Below are 1,325 nucleotides of genomic sequence, written 5' to 3'. Positions count from 1 at the left end.
AGCGATCGCATTGGTACAACAATGGAATGAAAGAAAACGTAAACTGTTTAAACCTAGTCATCTAGAGAAAACATGGGAACGACTTAAACAGCAAAATTGGTTTCTTGATGTATCTGCAACTCATAACTGATAACAGCAGGACTTACGCACGCATTGTCTGTTATAGGCGCTTCTGTGGTTTAAAGTGCGTTGCAACATACTTTTTTGATCGCTAATTATCCGGACGTGATATGAGTAGGGAGAAATAATTGATGATTTATGTACTATATTTCCCTGACAGCTCAATAGCAAGAATCTTCAAAAAATGAAGCAAAAGCTTTCAAGAGATAAATTTTCTGCTGCTTTATATTGAACATATAAGATTCAAATTCAAGAAGAAAAGGAGCAAAAATTATGAAAAAATTCCTTTTAACTGCTGCTACTTTTCTACAGTTATCTTTAGTATCTATATCTGAAGCTGCACAAATGAAAAATATCACTTTCGAGAGCAATAATCAAACCTTAGTAGGAAATCTCTACCTCCCCGATGATTATCAACAAGGAACAAAATTACCAGGCGTAATAGTAACAGGTGCTTGGCCAACTGTCAAAGAACAAATGCCTGCAACCTACGCTGAAGAAATGGCCGATCGCGGTTATGCTGTTTTGACTTTTGACTTCCGTAACTGGGGAAAGTCTGAGGGGAATGAGCGTCAGTTAGAAAATCCCACTAATAAAACTGAAGATATTATCGCTGCTGCTAATTATTTAACTACCCGCAATGAAGTAGATGCTAGTCGCATTGCTGGTTTAGGTATTTGCGCCAGTTCCGGATATATGGTAGATGCCGCAGTTCAGAGCGATGATATTCAGGCGATCACTCCTTAAATCTGGGAAGGCGTTAGCGTTTGCGATAGCATTCCGTAAGGAAAGCTTGGCGTTAGCCATCGCTCTTTTTATGACAACTTTATGTATCAGCTTACCTTACGGCTAATGATACGTCACAACTTTTTTGGAATTGCACAAATTATTTACTCTCCATTAATTGCTTTTGGATTAATCAATCTGGCCAATTTTCTAAGAGCATATTGGCATAGTCGCGAATTAGCTCTTCAGAAGATTTCATTGCTTCTTTGATTATCTTAATCGCTTCGGGAGTTTCAATTTCTGCTAGTGCTAGAAGAGCTTTTTTTGGCACACTTAACCCAGCATCATACGACCATCGGTAGGTCAAAGCTAAGGAACGCACCAAGTTGGATTTAGTAAACAGTATACAGAAGGTGTTAGTTCTATCGGGTGATTTTCCTTAGGAATTCTTTCTAAAAATCGCTGAATCCAGATATTTT

The 1,325-nt window shown here is 38.1% G+C and carries 2 protein-coding genes; one reads left to right on the top strand and one right to left on the bottom strand.

What is annotated here, in order from left to right:
• Nucleotides 1-393: 393 nt before the first annotated feature.
• The gene (locus tag AC3DU7_RS30420; protein WP_488042969.1) at nt 394-867 is read left to right on the top strand and encodes an alpha/beta hydrolase; all 474 of its coding nucleotides are present in this window, start codon (nt 394-396) and stop codon (nt 865-867) included.
• 172 nt (nt 868-1,039) lie between these two features.
• Here the strand turns inward: AC3DU7_RS30420 and AC3DU7_RS30415 are convergent, their stop codons facing one another.
• Nucleotides 1,040-1,228 (bottom strand): hypothetical protein, encoded by a 189-nt coding sequence (locus AC3DU7_RS30415; protein WP_488042968.1) that lies wholly within the window; start codon nt 1,226-1,228, stop codon nt 1,040-1,042.
• Between the last annotated feature and the right edge of the window lie 97 nt (nt 1,229-1,325).

This window comes from Okeania sp. (genome assembly GCF_983059655.1).
This window is presented reverse-complemented; position numbering and strand designations above follow the sequence as displayed.